Origin of the sequence: Pseudoalteromonas sp. ECSMB14103, assembly GCF_000813065.1 — a bacterium.
GTDB lineage: Bacteria > Pseudomonadota > Gammaproteobacteria > Enterobacterales > Alteromonadaceae > Pseudoalteromonas > Pseudoalteromonas marina.
Window position 1 is genome coordinate 23,106 of the sequence record NZ_JWGY01000016.1, and the last position, 20,391, is coordinate 43,496.

A 20,391-nucleotide genomic window follows, 5' to 3' on the forward strand; every position below is an offset into this window, starting at 1 on the left:
TAAGTAGGGCTAAGTTAGCCTCTTACTTTTATTCCTTTCTTTTCCATACCGCGATAAATATAAAGCATTTGCGCGATTGAAATAAGGTTAGATACTAACCAGTAAAGCACTAAGCCTGATGGGAACCATAAGAAGAATACAGAGAAGATAACCGGCATAAAGGTCATCATTTTTTGCTGCATTGGATCGGTAACCGTCATAGGTTGAAGCTTTTGAGTTATAAACATACTTGCACCAAATAAAATTGGTAATACGTAGTATGGGTCTTGTGCTGATAAATCAGTTAACCAAAGCATAAACTCAGCATGGCGAAGTTCTGTTGATTCTAAAAATACATAAAACAACGCTAAGAAAATAGGCATTTGTAGCAAAATAGGGAAACAACCACCCATTGGGTTTACTTTCTCTTTTTTGTACATTTCCATAGTAGCTTGACCGAATTTTTGACGGTCATCACCATATTTTTCTTTAAGAGCTGCCATTTTTGGTTGAAGGGCACGCATTTTAGCCATTGACGTATATTGCGCTTTAGTTAGCGGGTACATCAATGATTTAACAATAATAGTGATAGCAATAATTGCTAAACCCCAGTTACCAAGAATACTGTAAAGCCATTTTAGTAATACAAATAGTGGCTGTGAAATAAACCATAACCAGCCGTAGTCTACAGTTAGGTCTAAGTCAGGGTGAAGCGCTTCTAATACATCAGACTCTTTAGGGCCCATGTAGTAAATAGAAGTAATGGTTTGCTCTGAACCGGCTTGAACATTAACAGGTTCTGCTTTTGTACCAATGATAGCGGCGTTACTGCTTGTAATTAAGCTATAAAGGGTGTTGGTTTGGTCTTGCTTTGGTACCCACGCACTTACAAAGTAATGTTGAATAAATGCAATGTAACCACCTTGCGTGCTTTCATTTAGGTTTTTGTCGGCCATGTCAGAAAAGCTATACTTTTCGTACGGTTCTTCGTCTGTACCGTAAGCTGCACCTAAATAGTTTTGATCAACTAAGCTGCCTTTTTCCTGTACTGTGCGTTTAACCTGTGTGTAAAGCTGCACTTGAATAGGGGCACTGGTTGTATTGTTTACTGTGTATTCTAAGCCAACATCATATTGACCTTTTTTAAATACATAAGTTTTGGTAAAGCTAACACCGTTGCTATCAGTAAACTGTAACGGTACGCGTAACTCATCACCTGTTAAGGTATAAGACGTTTGTTCGCTGTGGTAAGTAGGGCGACCGTTTGCAGATGCGTCTGGGCCATTTAAACCAATCAAACCACTTTGTGAAAAGTATTGATTACCCTCAAATTCACCCAGCAGCATGAAAGGTGTTTCTTCGCCTTTCACTTCTTCGTATTGAAGTAAGTCCGATTCAACAATATCACCACCTTTGGTGTCGATTTTAACTTTAAACACGTCTGTTGTTATTTCTATAACAGAACGTTTAGCTAATGTTGTTGAAGCCGGTAAGCCAGAGTCTGACGATGAAGGTATAAAATCATCCGATTCAGTTGAATTTGCTTGTTGCGTTTGTGTTGTGGCACTTGGATCGACTTTTGGCTGGTTATAATCATTATTCCATTCTTGGAACAATAAAAACGACACTAGCATTAGGCCAATGAATAAAAACGTGCGTTGCGATTCCATAACAGCTCTTATTTCTCGTGTTGGTGGTTAATATGGGTTATTTTTTCAGGTACTGGGTCATCACCACCTGAATGTAAAGGATGGCATTTTAATATGCGTTTTAATGCTAACCAACTTCCTTTTATCAATCCATGCAATTTTATTGCTTGAATTGCGTAATGTGAGCAGCTTGGATTAAAACGACAATGCGGACCTAATAGCGGGCTAATCCACTTTTGATAACCGCGGATCAATAACACTAAACATAATGTCGGTAAAGCAACAAGTGGTTTGAGTAACCTCATGATGTTTATGCCCCTAGTTAAATTTAGTGAGATAGATATCATGTATTTAAAGGCTCTATTGGAAATTTTAAATGCATGATTAAAAGGTGAGCTAAAGATACATTAATTAACCCTGTAATTCTATTGCTATTGGGTTTGTTTATTAGATTTAGCTGATTTGTTTGGGCGTTTCTTAAAGGGTGGAGGCTTAGGCGCACCTGGTTTACAGCGTTCGTTGATTTTTCGCCATAACTTGGCCAGTTGCTTGGTTAATTCTTCATTAGACTGCTCGTCAATGCCATTTTTAACCATAAGCACAATATCAATGTTATCGATGTTGTGTTGATTTAAACGAAAACTTTCGCGAGCAAGACGTTTAATACGGTTTCGTTGGCATGCCTTTTTTACACGTTTTTTAGCAACAGTAAGTCCTAACCTAGGTTTTTCTTGGTCATTGGGTTTAGCTAATAGAGTAAAGTAAGGAGTTGCAGCCCGAGCGGGTTCGTTAAATATACGAGAGTAATGCGAGGGAGTTAACAGACGTAACTCCCTGCCAAAGCTAAAGTCTTCCACTTATAAATTAAGCAGAAAGAACTTTGCGGCCTTTAGCGCGGCGACGTGCTAATACTTTACGGCCATTTACAGTTGCCATGCGAGCACGGAAACCGTGTGCACGTTTGCGTTTTAAAACGCTAGGTTGAAAAGTTCTTTTCATAACAATCTCATCCGATCGGTTAAAGTTAAAACATCCTATGCAGGTCGCGATCCTGGCACAGGTGCCATTGCGAGCGCGAGATATTATAGATGAAACGACCTAAAGTCAATCATAATTACGCGTTAAGCACCGTGTTTATTAAGCAGGCAATTAGTGATCGTAAAGCGCGATCTAGTAGGATCATCATAAATAAGAAGTTTTCCACAGCCCTTGTATAAAAAGTGAATAAAAGCGGGGGAAAAGTAAATTGGATCGTAAAATTGGTTCGCGATCTTGGTGTTATTTTGTTATGATCTGTTATCAGGCTAATAATTAAAAATTTAATTAAATCAGGTTGTTAGCTTTTTTTCATGTCGTTATATATAATTTTATAAAAATCAGCCTTTTACTTGTGGATAAAGTGCCTTCATAATACTTGGTCTTGGGCCGCTTATTTGGCTATTTAAACGCAATAAATGCATGGTTTTTAACCATTTTTGATGTGCGGGAATAAAAATTATATCTCTGGGAGTTTAACTGTGTATCTGTCGGTTTGGCAAAGTTGTTTATATGTATTGCAAGATGAATTGCCTTCGCAGCAGTTCAGTATGTGGGTAAGACCACTTCAAGCAGAAAGTACCGAAGATACTCTGACTATTTATGCACCTAATCGCTTTGTGCTTGATTGGGTGAGAGAAAAATACCTTAACCGCATTAACGAACTACTCGTCGAGATTTGTGGTGACGAAGCACCGGAACTTCGTTTTGATGTAGGTAGCAAACCACTTTTAAATACACAGGTTGCACCTGCTACAGAAGCACAGCCTGCACCTAGTATTCAAGCATCAGCAAAGCAACAGCCGCGTGAGCAAAAACCGGTTGTTGAACCCGCACCTAAATCGGGCTATAAATCAAACATTAAAGAAAACTACACCTTTGATAGTTTTGTTGAGGGTAAATCTAACCAATTAGCAAAAGCGGCTGCAACTCAAGTTGCCGATAACCCTGGCTCTGCATTTAACCCTGTATTTATATACGGTGGTACGGGCTTAGGTAAAACGCACTTACTCCATGCTGTAGGTAATGGCATTATGGCAAATAAGCCTGATGCTAAAATTGTGTATATGCATTCAGAGCGTTTTGTACAAGATATGGTTAAAGCACTACAAAATAATGCAATAGAAGAATTTAAACGTTATTACCGTAGTGTTGATGCATTAATGATTGATGACATTCAATTTTTTGCCAATAAAGAACGTTCTCAAGAAGAGTTTTTTCATACTTTTAATGCGTTGCTTGAAGGTAATCAACAAATTATTTTAACTTCTGACCGTTACCCTAAAGAAATTGAAGGGGTAGAAGACAGGCTTAAGTCTCGTTTTGGTTGGGGATTAACAATTGCTATTGAGCCACCAGAGCTTGAAACACGTGTCGCTATTTTGATGAAAAAGGCGCAGCAGAGTAAAATAAATTTACCTCATGAAGTAGCTTTTTTCATTGCAAAAAAATTACGTTCAAATGTACGTGAACTTGAAGGCGCACTTAACCGTGTAATTGCAAATGCAAACTTCACTGGACGTCCTATTTCTATCGACTTTGTAAAAGAAGCATTGCGTGACTTATTGGCGCTGCAAGATAAGCTCGTCACAATTGATAATATACAGCGTACAGTGGCTGAGTATTATCGAATTCGTGTCTCGGATTTACTTTCTAAACGCCGAAGCCGCTCAATAGCAAGGCCACGTCAGGTTGCTATGGCGCTGTCTAAAGAATTAACCAATCACAGTTTACCTGAGATTGGAGACGCGTTTGGTGGTCGTGACCATACAACGGTTTTACATGCGTGTCGTAAAATAAAATCGTTACGTGATGAAAGTCACGAAATTAAAGAAGATTATCAAAATTTAATAAGAACATTGTCATCTTAGGGCTGACTTTTTTATGCAAATAACAATATCAAGACAACAATTTTTAAAGCCATTGGTTCAAGTATCGGGCGCAATTGAGCGTAAGCATACGTTACCAATTTTATCTAACGTTTTGTTAGTAGTAGAAAACGGACAGCTTTCGATGACAGGGACCGACCTTGAAATCGAATTAGTGTCTGGTGTTTTTGTTGGTGATGATATTGCCGATACAAAATTAACTTTACCTGCTAAAAAGTTACTCGATATTTGTAAAAGTCTACCTGAAGGTTCAGACATTACGTTAAGCTTACAAGACCACCAGTTGTTATTAACGAGTGGTAAAAGTCGTTTTTCACTTACAACGTTATCAGCGGCTGACTTCCCCAATTTAGAAGAATGGGATGGTGAAGTTGAATTTCAACTAACGCGTTTAGAGCTTCGTAAATTACTTGAAAGCACGCACTTTTCAATGGCAAACCAAGATGTACGTTATTACTTAAATGGTATGTCGTTTGAAGTTGATAATAGCGATATTAAAACGGTGGCTACCGACGGACACCGCTTGGCGATTGCACAGAAAAAACTTACTCAATCACTGAATACTCAACGCCAATTAATTATTCCACGTAAAGGTGTGCAAGAAATCATGCGCCTTATGGTTGCCGACGATGAGCTAGTCACTATTCAATTCGGTGCTAACCACATTCGTATTATTGATATTGAGTTTACGTTTACCAGTAAACTAGTTGATGGTCGTTTTCCTGATTACCGTCGTGTACTTCCACGAGGCGGTGATAAAACAATTATTGCCAACCGTGAATGGTTACGAAATGCTTTTCAGCGTGTATCTATTTTATCAAATGAGAAGTTTCGTGGTGTACGCTTAAACTTATCAAATGGTTTATTAAAAATTACTGCCAATAACCCAGAGCAAGAACAAGCTGAAGAGGTTGTTGAAGTAAATTATCAAGGTGATGAGTTAGAAATTGGTTTTAATGTTTCTTATGTTTTGGATGTATTAAACACATTAAAAACTGAAGATGTACAGTTTACGTTAGCAGACTCAAACAGCAGTGCACTAATAGAAGGTGCTGGTGATGATGAAGCAATGTATGTTGTTATGCCTATGCGTTTATAAGATCACAAACATATAATGAGCTTAAGTCATTTGAGCCTCAAATATTTTCGTAATATTGAGGCGCTGACGCTAGAACCTGTTAATGGCGTAAACATTATATATGGTGAAAATGGCAGCGGAAAAACCAGCCTTTTAGAAGCTATTTATTACCTTTCTCACGGCAAGTCTTTTAGAACACCAAAGCACAAAAGCATTATTGCACACCAGCAAGAGCAATTTGTAATTCATGGCCGAAAGACGGTGCATGATTTATCAATTCCTATTGGTATTAGCAAAACGCGTTTAGGTGAAACAAATTTAAAGATTCAGGGTAAAGCGAGCCGTAAAATATCTGAGCTTGCACAGCTTATGCCTGTTCAAATTATTACGCCTGAGAGCTATTCCTTATTTTTTGGTGGGCCAAAAGAGCGTAGAAAGTTTTTAGACTTAGGTTTGTTCCACGTGGAACATGAGTTTTTTTACTTGTGGCAATCGTTTAATAAAGTATTAAAACAGCGTAATGCTTTACTAAAATCTAAGCCTAAGAATTATTTTGACCAAATTAAGTTTTGGGACAAAGAATTTGTTAGACTGGCTGAAGAAATAAATAAATTAAGATTGGCGTATATAAGTAGGTTTAAGCAGCAATTTTTTGATAAAATGTGCTCAGAATTAACGCTTATACGCGATTTAGAAATGACGTTTAATGCAGGCTGGAAAGAGAATGAATCTCTTGTAGATGCGTTAGAGCAAAACTTTGAGCGAGATGCTCGCCAAGGATTTACAAGTAAGGGCCCACATAAGGCCGACTTTAGTTTCAGTGTCGCTGGCAACAGTGTAGAGAATACGTTCTCACGCGGGCAGTTAAAGTTATTATTGTATGCGTTAAAAGTAACGCAAAATAGCTTAATTGAGTCAGAGACCGATAAGCAATCTATATTGCTAATAGATGATTTACCCTCAGAGTTAGGCGAAGATACAAAAGAGAAAGTTGGACAACTATTGTCTCACTGCAGTTCTCAAATATTTATCTCTTCAATTTTATCTGAGAGTATTTCTGCTGTGGTGGAACCCATGCAACGAGAACTAAAAATGTTCCACGTGAAACATGGCAACCTAATAACAAGATAAGTGGGATTAACCATGTCTGAGAATTATGACTCGTCGAGTATTAAAGTACTTAAAGGATTAGACGCAGTAAGAAAGCGTCCTGGGATGTATATAGGGGACACCGATGATGGCACAGGCTTACACCACATGGTGTTTGAGGTCGTTGATAACTCAATAGACGAAGCCCTTGCTGGTCATTGTGATGATATTTTTGTAACGATTCACTTAGATGGCTCTGTATCGGTTAGAGATAATGGCCGTGGTATCCCAGTGTCTATCCATGAAGAAGAAGGCGTTTCGGCTGCCGAAGTAATCATGACGGTACTTCACGCTGGTGGTAAGTTTGATGATAACTCTTATAAAGTATCAGGCGGCTTGCATGGTGTGGGTGTTTCGGTTGTAAACGCACTTTCAGAAAAATTAAAACTAACCGTGCGCCGAGAAGGTAAACTTCATGAGCAGTTTTACACTATGGGTGTGCCAGATGCGCCACTTGCTGTTATTGGAGATTCTGAAACAACGGGTACAGAACTACGTTTTTGGCCAAGTGCAGAAACATTCACTAATTTAGATTTTCATTACGATATTTTAGCAAAACGCCTACGTGAACTGTCGTTCCTTAACTCGGGCGTTAGTATCATTTTAAATGATGAGCGTGAAGAAAATAAAAGCGACCACTTTAAATACGAAGGTGGTATTCAGGCATTTGTTGAATACATTAACCGTAACAAAACACCTATTCATAAAGGTGTTTTCCACTTTACACATGAGCGTGTAGAAGACGGAATTAGCGTTGAAGTATCAATGCAATGGAATGACGCATACCAAGAAAACATTTACTGTTTTACAAATAACATTCCACAACGTGATGGTGGTACTCACTTAGCCGGTTTTAGATCTGCGTTAACACGTACACTTAATAACTTTATGGAAAAAGAAGGCTTTAACAAGAAAGCAAAAACAACCAGTAACGCAACCGGTGACGATGCGCGTGAAGGTTTGACAGCTGTAATTAGTGTTAAAGTTCCTGATCCTAAGTTCTCTTCGCAAACAAAAGACAAGCTAGTATCTAGCGAAGTTAAGTCTGCGGTAGAACAAGCAATGGCTGAGAAGTTCACTGAGTTTTTATTAGAAAACCCAGTAGATGCAAAAATTGTTGTTGGGAAAATTATAGATGCATCACGTGCGCGTGAAGCGGCACGTAAAGCGCGTGAAATGACACGTCGTAAAGGCGCAATGGATCTTGCAGGTTTACCGGGTAAATTAGCCGATTGTCAGGAAAAAGATCCTGCACAATCAGAACTTTACATAGTGGAAGGGGACTCTGCTGGCGGTTCAGCCAAGCAGGGTCGTAACCGTAAGAATCAGGCGATTCTTCCGCTTAAAGGTAAAATTTTAAACGTAGAAAAAGCACGTTTTGATAAAATGCTGTCTTCACAAGAAGTTGCAACACTAATTACTGCATTAGGTTGTGGTATTGGCCGTGACGAATATAACCCTGAAAAACTACGTTATCACCGTATTATCATCATGACCGATGCGGACGTGGATGGTTCTCATATTCGTACTTTATTGCTTACGTTCTTCTATCGTCAAATGCCGGAAATTGTAGAGCGCGGATATATTTATATTGCTCAGCCACCACTTTATAAAGTGAAAAAAGGTAAGCAAGAGCGCTATATTAAAGATGACCCAGCACTTGTTGAGTACTTAACATCGCTTGCACTTAATAATGCAGCTTTATACACAAGTGCAGACGCATCTGCGCTTGAAGGTGAAGCATTAGAGAAAATAGTTCACGATTACCAAAATACAGTTAAAGTAATCGAGCGCTTAAAACGTAAATACCCTAACACGGTAATGGAACGTTTAATCTACCAAAGCGAATTAACAAAAGAAGACCTTGCAGACGAAGCTAAAGTAATTGCGTGGACAAAAGAGCTTGTTGACGATTTAGTTGACCGTGACGAAGATGCAACTATTTTCAACGCTGCAACTCAGTATGATGCAGAGCGTAACTTGTATTATCCTGTTGTGAATATTCGTCAACACGGTGTAGATAAGTCTCACGTACTAAGCTACGACTTCATCACATCGCGTGACTACCAACGTATTGCTGTGACTGGTGTTAACATTGCAAACATCATTACAGAAGGTGCTTATATTCAACGCGGTGAGAAAACAAAACCTGTTGATAACTTTGTGGATGCTTTGGAATGGTTGATCACTGAATCTAAGCGCGGGATCTATATCCAACGCTACAAAGGATTGGGTGAGATGAACCCAGATCAACTTTGGGAAACTACCATGGATCCAGGCGCACGCCGTATGTTACAAGTAACAATTGAAGATGCTGTAGGCGCGGATCAGTTATTTGCTACGCTTATGGGCGATCAGGTAGAGCCACGTCGTGACTTTATTGAAACTAACGCACTACGCGTAGTTAACTTAGACGTGTAAAAACATATTTAGATAATAAAAAGGAGCCTAAGGGCTCCTTTTTTATTTTCTACAAATACACAAACTGCTTAAAACCTGAGTGTACACACGGTATACTAAGGATAATTTTCACGCTACTTCTTAGATAGTAAAAAGCCAAATATGCAAAAATACGACGTAAAAACCTTCCAAGGTTTGATCCTGGCTTTACAGGATTATTGGGCACAGCAAGGCTGTGTCATTATTCAACCACTTGATATGGAAGTGGGCGCTGGGACATTTCACCCGCAAACATTTTTGAAATCAATTGGCCCTGAGCCAATGTCTAGCGCATACGTACAACCGTGTCGCCGTCCTACGGATGGCCGCTATGGTGAAAACCCAAACCGCTTACAACATTACTACCAATTTCAGGTAGTCTTAAAACCATCACCAGATAACATCCAAGAGCTTTACTTAGGCTCACTAGAAGCAATGGGTATTGATACCCTAACTCACGAAGTACGCTTTGTAGAAGATAACTGGGAATCACCAACGCTTGGCGCATGGGGCTTAGGGTGGGAAATTTGGTTAAACGGTATGGAGGTAACGCAATTTACCTACTTCCAACAAGTAGGTGGATTAGAGTGCTCACCAGTAACAGGTGAAATTACTTACGGCCTAGAGCGTTTAGCGATGTATATTCAAGGCGTAGATAGCATTTACGACCTAGTATGGGCAGACGGTCCCCTAGGGCGTGTAACTTACGGCGATGTGTTCCACCAAAATGAAGTAGAGCAATCTACTTACAACTTTGAACATGCAAACGTAGAAGACTTGTTTGCGCAGTTTGATAAGTGTGAAGCTGAAAGCCAAAAGTTAATAGAAGCAAATTTACCACTTCCTGCCTACGAGCAAGTGATGAAAGCATCGCATGCATTTAACCTATTAGACGCGCGCCATGCTATATCGGTTACAGAACGTCAGCGTTATATTTTACGTGTTCGTGCGTTATCAAAAGCGTGTGCACAAAGTTATTACGATGCACGCGAAGCGCTTGGTTTCCCGCTGTGTAAGGATAAGTAAGCATGACAGCACAAAATTTATTAGTAGAAATTGGCACTGAAGAGTTGCCACCAAAGTCGTTGCGTAAACTTGCCGAGGCATTTGCTGCAAATTTAACTCAAGAGTTAGAATCGCTAGAATTAGCACATCAAGGCGTAAGCTGGTATGCATCGCCTCGTCGTTTAGGTTTACAAGTAAAAGCACTTGAAGCTAAACAACAGGACAAAGAAGTTGAAAAGCGCGGGCCAGCAACTAAAGCAGCATTCGATAGTGAAGGTAACCCTACAAAAGCAGCAATGGGTTGGGCACGCGGTTGTGGTATTGAGGTAAGTGAAGCACAAACACTTGAAACGGATAAAGGCGCATGGTTATTGCACATTGCTAAAGTAGCAGGGCAAGAAACTAAAACGCTAATGGCAGATGCTATCGCAAAAGCGTTAAGTAAATTACCAATACCAAAGCCAATGCGCTGGGGTGCGAATAAAACACAATTTATTCGCCCAGTTCATACCGTCACTATTTTATTTGGTAGCGAATTGCTAGAAGGTGAGATCCTTGGTAAGCAAGTAGGTAACCAACTTCAAGGTCACCGTTTTCATCACCCAGAAAAAATTAGCATTAACCATGCCGATGAGGTTTTTGATGTACTTAAATCTGCTTACGTTATTGCAGATTACGAACAACGTAAAGCGCAAATACGTGCACAAATAGAAGAAGCTGCAAGCGCAGTTAACGCTGTTGTTGCAATGGATGAAGATTTACTAGAAGAAGTAACATCACTAGTAGAGTGGCCAGTTACTTTAACGGCAACATTTGAAGAAGCATTTTTAGATGTACCAGCTGAAGCGCTAATTTACACCATGAAGGACGATCAAAAATACTTCCCGTTATTAGATCAAAACGGCAAGCTTTTAAATAAGTTTTTGTTTGTATCTAACATCGAGAGTAAAGATCCAAGCGTAGTAATTTCTGGTAACGAAAAAGTTGTACGCCCACGTTTGGCTGATGCACAGTTCTTCTTTGAGACCGACAAAAAGAAAACATTAGAAAGCCGTTTAGAATCGCTTGATACCGTTTTATTCCAAAAGCAGTTAGGTACGCTTAAAGACAAGTCTGAGCGTATTAGCGAACTTGCAGGGTATATTGCTGAGCAATTAGGCGCAGATAAAGACTTAGCAAAACGTGCAGGTCTATTAAGCAAAACAGACTTAATGACCGAAATGGTAATGGAATTTACCGATGTACAAGGTGTAATGGGAATGCATTACGCTCGCTTTGACGGTGAAGCAGAAGATGTAGCGCTTGCACAAAACGAGCAATACATGCCACGCTTTGCAGGCGACAACTTACCTACAAACCTAATTAGTTGTGCAGTAGCCATTGCAGATAAGTTTGATACGCTGGTGGGTATTTTTGGTATAGGCCAAGCACCAAAAGGTGATAAAGACCCATTTGCACTTCGTCGTGCTGCTATTGGTGCACTGCGTATTATGGTAGAAAAAGAGTTACCTCTTGATATTTTAGACCTAGTAGCAAAAGCACAAACATTGTTTGGCGATAAGCTAACTAATCTAAATGTATCAACCGACGTATTTGAATTTATGCTTGGGCGTTTCCGTGCATGGTATCAAGACGAAGGTATTGAAGTAGATGTTATTCAAGCTGTGCTAGCACGTCGTCCAACTAAACCAGTTGATTTTGACCGTCGTGTTAAAGCCGTAAGCCACTTCCGTACTTTAGACGCAGCAGAAGCCCTTGCAGCCGCAAATAAACGCGTAAGTAACATTCTTGCTAAAAACGACATCACAAGCCAAGGTAATGTTGATGAGAGCTTATTAAGCGACGACGCTGAAAAAGTATTGGCATCACAAGTGGCAAAATTTGCAACTGAGCTTGCACCACTTTATGCCGATGGAAACTACCAAGAAGCGCTTAGCCAATTGGCAGGCATTCGTGAAAGTGTTGATAACTTTTTTGACAACGTAATGGTTATGGCCGACGATGAAGCTGTTAAGCAAAATCGCCTTGCGCTATTAAGCCAGTTAAGTGGTCTATTTTTGGATATTGCAGATATTTCTGTTTTACAAAAATAACAACCATTAGCAATTTAAAAAGCCAGCATAACGCTGGCTTTTTAGTTTTAATACCTACCTAACTTAATTAAGCTAATAGGTATAATGAATAGGATGAAAATTGATGATTTCAATAAAAAAAATAATACCACTCGCTATTGCTGGGTTACTCAGTGCATGTTCAAGCCAAATATCAATTAACGATGTATTGCCACAAAAAGAACTCGACCGCACCATGTACCTGCGAGGCGATTTTACTTTATGGGACGCAGAGCCACAGTATCAATTTAACTTAGTGGGCCCAGCACTGTATCAAGCTCAGGTAAAATTTAGCACGCCAGGTAAAGTGTACGAATTCAAAATTGCTGATGCCGATTTTAGTGAAGGCTTTAACTGTGGTTACAGCGACTCATTCCCACAAGGTCAAAGTTTAACACTTGGGCAAGCTGCAACGGCAGACTGTAATACTATTTATAATTACTTTAGTTACACACCTGCGATAAAAGGCACATACATAGTAAGCATTGATTTTAGTGACTATGATGAGCCAAAAGTGACTATTACTAAGAAATAGCAGAATGTTTATAGTTGTCAGTTTTTAGCGTAAAGAGAAGTAAAAAACCGTACTTGATTTAACGAGCACGGTTTCTATTTTGAAACTGAGAACTGAGAACTGAGAACTGAGAACTGAGAACTTTACAACCCTTTCTTCACCACATACCTATACGGTGCTTCCTCTGCATCTTTAGCCACCAGCGTGTGATCCATAAATACACAAAAACTTGGTATATCACGGGTGGTTGATGGGTCATCAGCGGTTATTAACAGTGTTTCACCGTCGTTCATTTTACGAATAGCAGCACGTACCATCATTACTGGCTCGGGGCAGCGAAGGCCAATGGCATCTAATTGGTGATCGGGATTATCAAAATTCATAGTACGTATGCCTGTAAATAGTTTTCAAATCTGTGACTTTACGAGTAGTCAGATTTTTTGTTGCGCCAAAGTTTAGCGTAATTTTAAGTATATATTAACTATTTTACTTAGATCTGGATCAGTTTAAACTTCAGTTTATTTATATCAACGCTAAATTATAAACCCGATCACAACAACACAAATCTAAATTGCGTTAGTATAGCGCCTTAAAATTTGGCAAATAAAAAAGGCGAACTAACTTTCGTCAGTGCGCCTTTTTACTCACCAAGATGGTTTACGTGTTAAGAGTATTAGTCTTGAACACGCTCAAATACAGTTGCGATACCTTGGCCTAAACCAATACACATTGTCGCTAAACCGTACTTAGCATTTTTGTCTTCCATTAAGTGAATTAGCGAGGTGCTAATACGCGAACCAGAACAACCCAGAGGGTGACCCAGTGCGATAGCGCCGCCATTCAAGTTAACTTTTTCGTCAACCACATCAGCTAAACCTAAGTCTTTAAGTACTGGTAGTGATTGCGCAGCAAAGGCTTCATTAAGCTCAGCTACGTCGATGTCATCAATAGTGATACCAGCTTGGGCAAGTGCTTTTTTACTTGCTGGTACTGGGCCGTAACCCATGATTGATGGATCGCAACCGGCAACCGCCATTGCTTTAATGCGCGCACGAATTGGTAAACCTAGCTCTTTTGCTTTTTCTTCGCTCATTACTAACATGGCTGATGCGCCGTCAGAAAGTGCTGAAGACGTACCCGCTGTAACAGAACCCGAAGCTGGGTTAAATACTGGGCGAAGCTGAGATAAACCTTCAACTGTTGTTTCAGGACGAATTACTTCATCATCTTCAACTAAAATTAAAGAACCATCTGCTGCGTGACCTTCCATTGCTAAAATTTCGCGGCGGAAACGGCCTTCAACTGTTGCAGCATGTGCACGTTGATGTGAGCGATAAGCAAATTCATCTTGCTGCTGACGGCTGATGCCGTGAATAGTAGCAAGGTATTCTGCTGTTAAACCCATAGAGCCAGACGCTTGTGCAATTGAAGTTGCTAAGCCTGGGTGAAAGTCGTTACCGTGAGTCATAGGAACGTGGCCCATGTGCTCAACACCACCAATTAGGTAAGTGTCGCCTGCGCCTGTCATAATGGCGCGTGCTGCGTCGTGCAATGCTTGCATTGACGAGCCACATAAACGGTTAACTGTGGTTGCTGGTACTGAGTGTGGAATACCCGCAAGTAGTGATGCGTTACGTGCAACGTTAAAGCCTTGCTCTAATGTTTGCTGTACACAACCCCAATAAATGTCGTCGATTGATGCTGGATCAACCGCTGGGTTGCGTTCTAGTAAGCCCTTCATTAAATGAGCGCTTAAGTCTTCCGCACGCTTGTTTTTAAATACGCCGCCTTTTGAGCGACCCATTGGTGTGCGGATACAATCTACAATTACTGGATTATTCATGATATTAACCTTCCACCTTATAGAAAACACGGCCTTCTTCAGCCCATTTGCGAGTTTGCTCTGATACTTGGTAAATCGCACCTAGGTGAGCGTATTTGTCTGCTGCTGCAACAAAGTTAGCTAAACCAGTTTGATCTAAGTAACGGAACGCGCCGCCTCTAAATGGAGGGAAACCAACGCCGTAAACAAGTGCCATATCAGCTTCTTGTGGAGAAGCAACAATGCCTTCTTGTAAACAAAGAAGTACTTCGTTGATCATTGGAATCATACAACGGTCAATGATTTCTTGCTTATCGAATTCTTTCGGTGCATCAGTAATTGGCGCTAGTAGCTCAACGGCTGTTGCATCGCTTGATTTTTTAAGACGACCACGACGGTCTGTTTCGTACTTGTAAAAACCTGCTTTGTTCTTTTGACCAAAACGTTTTTCGTTAGCAAAAACAGTTACCGGATCTTTTTCTGCACGTGCCATACGCTCAGGGAAACCGTTAGCCATTACGCCAGTACAATGATAAGCCGTATCAATACCTACAACATCAAGTAGGTAAGCCGGACCCATAGGCCAGCCAAATACGTTTTCCATTACTTTATCTACTTTTGCAAAGTTAGCGCCTTCAACAACTAATTTGCTAAAGCCTGCAAAGTAAGGGAATAAAACACGGTTTACAAAAAAGCCTGGGCAATCGTTTACAACAATAGGAGACTTGCCAAGTTTAAGGGCGTAATCAACGACTGCGTTAATTGTTTTGTCTGACGTTTTTGCACCACGGATAATTTCTACTAATGGCATTTTTGGCACTGGGTTGAAAAAGTGCATACCACAGAAGTTTTCTGGTTTATCAAGTGCTTCAGCAAGTAGGTCAATACAGATAGTCGACGTATTTGATGTAAGTACAGTGCCTTCTGGCATGTTCTTTTCAAGGTCTGCTAATACTGCTTGCTTAACTTTAGGGTTTTCTACAACGGCTTCAACAATAATGTTAGCGTCTTGTAGGTCTGCATCGTTAAGTGTTGGCTTAATTTTGCTTAGTGTTGCCAACATTTTTTCCATTGGCATGTGGCCACGCTTAACTTTTGCACCTAATAATTTAGACGCTTCACCCATACCTAAATCAAGCGCATCTTGTTGGATGTCTTTCATTATGATTGGTGTGCCTTTATAAGCAGACTGATATGCAATACCGCCGCCCATAATACCCGCGCCTAATACTGCAGCTTGTTTAATTTCTACATCGCTGTGCTTAGCAAGTTTGCGTGCTTTACCTTTGATGAATTGGTCATTTAAGAAAATGCCCGTTTGCGCTGCAGCTTCGTTGGTACGCGCAAGTTTAGCAAAGTTAGCATTTTCGATTGCCATTGCTTCATCGCGAGTACAGTTTGCCGCTACTTTAATAGTACGCACTGCCATAACCGGAGCAGGATAGTGGCCTTTGGTTTTACCCATTACCATACCTTCTGCCATAGCAAAGCTCATACCTTGCTCAACACGGTTTAATTTAAGTGGCTGTAGTTTTGCGTTGCGTTTTGCTTGCCAATCTAGCTTGCCTGCAATCGCTAACTCAAGCGTTGCTACACTTGACTCTAAAAGTTTGTCAGCACTAACTACTGCGTCAAACGCACCTACTTTAAGGGCGTCAGCTGCGCGGTTTTCAGCGCCAGAAGTGATCCACATCATGGCGTTATCTGCGCCAATGATACGTGGTAAGCGCACTGTGCCACCAAAACCAGGCATTATGCCAAGTTTAACTTCTGGTAGGCCCATTTTAGCGCTTTCGCTTGCAACACGATAATCGGTAGCAAGTGCCCACTCACATCCGCCGCCAAGTGCTAAGCCGTTTACAACGCTTAGAGTTGGGAATGGAAGATCTTCAATTGCATCAAAAACGTCAGTTGCGTTTTTGATCCACACGACTAAATCTTCTTCAGGTTTAGTAAATGTAGGTAAAAATTCGAAGATGTCGGCGCCAATAATAAAGTGGTCTTTATCACTGGTAAAAACCATGCCTTTGATATCAGAATTAGCAGCTAATTCTTTTAATGCTGCTGCACAATCTGAAAGAGTTTTTTGAGATAATGTGTTTACAGAACCTGCAACACAAAACTTAAACTCGGCGATGTTTTCCTTTAGGAAGCTAACTTCAAAGGAATCGCTTTTATATAACATTTTATTCTCCCTAGTTGACGAACTAAGACTGGTACGATGAGTTTGCATTTCAATCAGTGTGCTTGCTTTGAGTAAAAAATGCAACGAAAAATTTAACTCGGTTACAAACGACTGGTTAAAATATAGCTGGTTTGGTGCTAAGGTGGTGAAAAAGCTTTTATTCACTACTTTAATTTTTTATTAAAGGACATTATGAAAAAACAATTATTTAGTTTTGCGGCAGCTGCTTTTATTTTTCCTCTTTATTCTGCCGAGGCTAGCATCGATAACGACGCATTTTTAGATGCTGAAAAAAAAGTACGCAACGCAAGTTACCGCGAGTTTAAAAACGTAGTTAATAACCTAAACCACCCACTAAAACCGTATGTAGAAAAAACATACTGGCAACGAAACCCGAGCATAAAATATCAAGCAGAAATAGAAGATTACTTAAATATATATCAGCATACGCCACTTGAATGGCCCGTTCGTAAAGTATGGCTGGAGTATCTTGAAAAAAATAATAGAAAAGCGGCGTTTATTCGTAATTACCGCGACACCAGTAACGCTGAATACACCTGTACATATTTGGGGTATCAATTAGATTTAGGCGCCCCAGAAAAAGCCATTTTAAATCAGGTGACGGATTTATGGACGGTGGGAAAGTCACAACCTAAGGAGTGCGATTCGTTATTCTCGTACTGGCGCAAAAAAGGCTATATGAATGCCGATACTGTATGGCAACGAATTACACTTGCCGCGCAAGGCGGAACGCAAAGCCTACTACCTTATTTAAAAACACTTTTACCAAAAAATGAGCGTTACCTTGCTGACTTATATTTAAAAGTTCGCCGCGACCCAAGCGCTGCGGCGGGGTTATATCGCTATAAAAATAAATCCCCTAAAGAGGGTGAAATTGCACTTTATGGTGTTAAGCGTCTAATTTGGCGCGACAAAGAACTAGCGCTGCGCGCATGGGAAAAAATAGAGCGTATGTTTAACTACAGCGATAAAGAAAAGGCAGATTTATACTACACCTTTGCTTTATCACTTGCTTCTAGCGGACATAAGCAAGCCAGTTTTTGGTTAAACAAAGTGCCAAAAGAGCGCCAAGACAACAAATTAATGCAATGGCAGCTTGGTAACATGCTTAAAACCCAAGATTGGGCAGGTATTGCTGCGTTTTTTACAGGCAAAGAGAATCTTAGTTTAGGTCAGCAATATTGGCTTGCGTATAGTTATGCAGAACGCGGTGACGATCAAACAGCTAAAAAAATGTGGCAAAGTATTGCGACTAACCGAGACTACTACGGTTTTTTAGCCGCTGCGCGTTTAGGTTTGCCGGTTGATCTAAATAATCAACCAAAAGTGGTGAGTGAGCAATTAATTGCAAAGGTGAGTAATGCCCCTGGTTTTAAACGTTCAAAAGCATTATATGAGTTAGAGCGTGTTACTTCAGCGAGACGTGAATGGAATTACTTAACAAACACTTCAAATGAAGAAGAAAAGCTTGCAGCCTCTGTTTTATCTACTAATTTGGGGTGGCACGACAGCACGATATTCACACTCGCTAAAATAAAAGCCTGGGATAATGTTGAACAACGTTTTCCATTTGCTTTTCAAGACATATTTGAGCGCTATAGCAAGCGTAATAAAATAGATGTAGCTTGGAGTATTGCTATTGCAAGGCGTGAAAGCTCATTTGCTCCTGACGCGCGATCAAGTGCTAATGCACGAGGTTTAATGCAATTGCTGCCAAGTACCGCTAAGTATGTAAATAAAGGCAGTGTGTCTAATAGTCGATTATATCAACCTAAAACAAATATTAGGTTAGGTACCAGTTATTTACGTTACTTGAAAAAGAAAAACCATGGTAACGAAATACTCGCTACAGCATCTTATAACGCAGGCTACCATCGTATAAAACGTTGGGTGCCTGATGATGCAATGCCAGCAGAGTTATGGATAGAGCTTATTCCGTATAGAGAAACACGCGATTATGTCAAAAATGTATTTGCTTACAGGCAGGTATATCATACTCGTATGGGCCGAGAGGGTAATTTACTGGCTCCCATACTGGAAATGAAAATAGGCGGTTAGTAAACATAAGTTTAAATAAGGGGGATTGTGCTTACAGTGGGCCATCCCCCTTTTTTGAGCGTAATAGCTATAAGTGGTAGACTCAAAGCAAGTTAAATTTAACAGATGGATTAACAATGGATAAATTAGCCGTTTTATACGCCGAACATATTGCAACACTGCAGCAGCGTACTCGTACAATTTGCGAAAGCGAAGGGTTAGAAGGATTAGTTATTCACTCTGGCCAAGCAAAGCGCCAATTTTTAGACGACATGTATTACCCGTTTAAAGTTAATCCTCACTTTAAAGCTTGGTTACCTGTTATTGATAATCCACATTGCTGGATTGTTGTTAATGGTAGCGACAAACCTAAGCTTATTTTTTATCGTCCTGTTGATTTTTGGCATAAAGTACCTGACGAACCACGTGATTTTTGGGCTGAGTATTTTGATATAGAACTATTGTTACAACCCGATCAGGTTGAAAAGCTACTTCCTTATGACAAAGCAAAGTACGCTTACATGGGCGAATACATAGAAGTAGCTCAAGCACTTGGCTTTAGCATAATGAACCCAGAGCCGGTGCTTAACTATTTACACTTTAATAGAGCATACAAAACGCAGTATGAACTTGAGTGTTTACGTAATGCTAACCGCATAGCGGTTGATGGCCATAAAGCTGCACGCGACACTTTTTTTAATGGTGGTAGTGAGTTTGATATTCAACAAGCGTACCTTATGGCTACACGCCAAAGCGAAAACGAAATGCCGTATGGCAATATAGTGGCGCTTAACGAAAACTGCGCTATTTTGCATTACACTCATTTTGAGCCAAACGCACCGCAAACGCATAACTCATTTTTAATTGATGCTGGCGCAAACTTTAACGGCTACGCCGCAGATATAACGCGTACTTATGACTTCAAAAAGCAGGGTGAATTTGCTGAGCTAGTTAATACAATGACGACGACGCAAATCGAATTAGGCAAAGGATTAAAGCCAGGTATGCTTTACGGCGACTTACATGTTGAGTGTCATAACCGCATAGCGCAAATTCTTAGCGACTTTAATATAGTTAACTTACCGGCTGCAGATATTGTAGAGCGTAAAATTACCTCTACTTTCTTTCCGCATGGTTTAGGGCATCACCTTGGTTTACAAGTACACGATGTGGGCGGCTTTATGAGTGACGACAAAGGTACTCATCAAGCATCTCCAGAAGGGCACCCATTTTTACGTTGTACACGTATGATAGAGAAAAATCAGGTGTTTACTATTGAACCTGGTTTGTACTTCATTGATTCGTTGTTAGGTGATTTAGCGCAAACCGACAACAAGCAATACATCAACTGGGATAAGGTTGAAGCGTTTAAACCTTATGGCGGTATTCGTATTGAAGATAACATTATTGTGCACGATGATAGTTTAGAAAATATGACGCGCGACTTACACTTAGATTAAGTGATAAGTTAGCAAGAG

16 protein-coding genes are annotated in these 20,391 nt (G+C 40.2%); 9 read left to right on the forward strand and 7 right to left on the reverse strand.

Annotated elements, in window-relative coordinates; all coding sequences use genetic code 11:
* Positions 1-14 precede the first annotated feature (14 nt).
* From yidC to rpmH, 4 genes are all read right to left on the reverse strand, one after another.
* Positions 15-1,649 carry a membrane protein insertase YidC gene (gene yidC, locus RF53_RS18315; protein ID WP_039038502.1) on the reverse strand — a complete coding sequence of 545 codons (1,635 nt, stop codon included), beginning with the start codon at positions 1,647-1,649 and terminating at the stop codon, positions 15-17.
* Between the two features lie 8 nt (positions 1,650-1,657).
* Positions 1,658-1,933, reverse strand: a complete 276-nt coding sequence (gene yidD / locus RF53_RS18320) for a membrane protein insertion efficiency factor YidD (protein ID WP_006793977.1) — start codon at positions 1,931-1,933, stop codon at positions 1,658-1,660.
* A gap of 126 nt (positions 1,934-2,059) precedes the next feature.
* Positions 2,060-2,485, reverse strand: a complete 426-nt coding sequence (gene rnpA, locus RF53_RS18325; protein ID WP_039038503.1) for a ribonuclease P protein component — start codon at positions 2,483-2,485, stop codon at positions 2,060-2,062.
* A 7-nt stretch (positions 2,486-2,492) separates the two neighbouring features.
* A complete protein-coding gene (gene rpmH / locus RF53_RS18330) occupies positions 2,493-2,627 on the reverse strand; it encodes a 50S ribosomal protein L34 (protein ID WP_004335215.1) in 135 nt (44 codons plus the stop codon).
* 518 nt (positions 2,628-3,145) lie between these two features.
* On the opposite strand from rpmH, the gene dnaA reads away from it, so the two are divergent.
* The 7 genes from dnaA (at position 3,146) to RF53_RS18365 (ending at position 12,869) form a co-directional block, all read left to right on the forward strand.
* Positions 3,146-4,534 (forward strand): chromosomal replication initiator protein DnaA, encoded by a 1,389-nt coding sequence (dnaA, locus tag RF53_RS18335; RefSeq protein WP_006793979.1) that lies wholly within the window; start codon positions 3,146-3,148, stop codon positions 4,532-4,534.
* A gap of 13 nt (positions 4,535-4,547) precedes the next feature.
* Complete coding sequence (gene dnaN, locus RF53_RS18340) at positions 4,548-5,651, forward strand: DNA polymerase III subunit beta (protein WP_006793980.1); 1,104 nt, start codon at positions 4,548-4,550, stop codon at positions 5,649-5,651.
* 15 nt (positions 5,652-5,666) lie between these two features.
* Positions 5,667-6,761 carry a DNA replication/repair protein RecF gene (recF, locus tag RF53_RS18345; protein WP_039038504.1) on the forward strand — a complete coding sequence of 365 codons (1,095 nt, stop codon included), beginning with the start codon at positions 5,667-5,669 and terminating at the stop codon, positions 6,759-6,761.
* A 12-nt stretch (positions 6,762-6,773) separates the two neighbouring features.
* On the forward strand, positions 6,774-9,200 hold the full coding sequence (gene gyrB, locus RF53_RS18350; protein ID WP_039038505.1) for a DNA topoisomerase (ATP-hydrolyzing) subunit B: 2,427 nt from the start codon (positions 6,774-6,776) through the stop codon (positions 9,198-9,200).
* Positions 9,201-9,341: 141 nt separating this feature from the next.
* Positions 9,342-10,244: a glycine--tRNA ligase subunit alpha gene (glyQ, locus tag RF53_RS18355; protein ID WP_008130780.1), complete on the forward strand. Its 903-nt coding sequence runs from the start codon at positions 9,342-9,344 to the stop codon at positions 10,242-10,244.
* A 2-nt stretch (positions 10,245-10,246) separates the two neighbouring features.
* Positions 10,247-12,316 carry a glycine--tRNA ligase subunit beta gene (gene glyS / locus RF53_RS18360; protein WP_039038506.1) on the forward strand — a complete coding sequence of 690 codons (2,070 nt, stop codon included), beginning with the start codon at positions 10,247-10,249 and terminating at the stop codon, positions 12,314-12,316.
* Positions 12,317-12,419: 103 nt separating this feature from the next.
* Positions 12,420-12,869, forward strand: coding sequence for a hypothetical protein (locus tag RF53_RS18365; RefSeq protein WP_006793985.1), 450 nt, complete (start codon positions 12,420-12,422; stop codon positions 12,867-12,869).
* Positions 12,870-12,991: 122 nt separating this feature from the next.
* Here the strand turns inward: RF53_RS18365 and tusA are convergent, their stop codons facing one another.
* From tusA to fadB, 3 genes are all read right to left on the reverse strand, one after another.
* Positions 12,992-13,231, reverse strand: coding sequence for a sulfurtransferase TusA (gene tusA, locus RF53_RS18370; RefSeq protein ID WP_039038507.1), 240 nt, complete (start codon positions 13,229-13,231; stop codon positions 12,992-12,994).
* A 290-nt stretch (positions 13,232-13,521) separates the two neighbouring features.
* A complete protein-coding gene (gene fadA, locus RF53_RS18375) occupies positions 13,522-14,691 on the reverse strand; it encodes an acetyl-CoA C-acyltransferase FadA (protein ID WP_008130791.1) in 1,170 nt (389 codons plus the stop codon).
* Positions 14,692-14,695: 4 nt separating this feature from the next.
* The gene (gene fadB, locus RF53_RS18380; protein ID WP_039038517.1) at positions 14,696-16,855 is read right to left on the reverse strand and encodes a fatty acid oxidation complex subunit alpha FadB; all 2,160 of its coding nucleotides are present in this window, start codon (positions 16,853-16,855) and stop codon (positions 14,696-14,698) included.
* A gap of 192 nt (positions 16,856-17,047) precedes the next feature.
* On the opposite strand from fadB, the gene RF53_RS18385 reads away from it, so the two are divergent.
* Positions 17,048-18,934 (forward strand): transglycosylase SLT domain-containing protein, encoded by a 1,887-nt coding sequence (locus tag RF53_RS18385; RefSeq protein WP_039038508.1) that lies wholly within the window; start codon positions 17,048-17,050, stop codon positions 18,932-18,934.
* 116 nt (positions 18,935-19,050) lie between these two features.
* The gene (gene pepQ / locus RF53_RS18390) at positions 19,051-20,373 is read left to right on the forward strand and encodes a Xaa-Pro dipeptidase (protein WP_039038509.1); all 1,323 of its coding nucleotides are present in this window, start codon (positions 19,051-19,053) and stop codon (positions 20,371-20,373) included.
* The last annotated feature ends 18 nt before the right edge of the window (positions 20,374-20,391 follow it).